Annotated in this window: 1 pseudogene; it reads right to left on the bottom strand. The window is 31.4% G+C overall.

What is annotated here, in order from left to right:
• Positions 1–229, bottom strand: a pseudogene (locus AOA61_RS31930) (exopolyphosphatase); the annotation flags it as partial.

A 229-nucleotide genomic window follows, 5' to 3' on the forward strand; every position in this document is an offset into this window, starting at 1 on the left:
CCTCAAATGGTAATAAATATTGTTTCAATTGGGAACGTGATTTAAAGGATGCTAAAAGTGCAATGATGAGACGCTCTTTATGCGTTACACCATCTATGGTTCTATTTGTAAGCAAGTAAAAAGTATGTTGGCTTTTGGATTCACTGTGAATAGCTTCACCAATATAAAAAATTCGTGAAGCTAATTTTAACAATTTCAAGTCATCTTTTGATAATGGATTACTTAGTAA

Origin of the sequence: Pseudomonas sp. 2995-1 (assembly GCF_002742505.1) — a bacterium.
GTDB classification, from domain to species: Bacteria; Pseudomonadota; Gammaproteobacteria; order Pseudomonadales; family Pseudomonadaceae; genus Aquipseudomonas; species Aquipseudomonas sivasensis.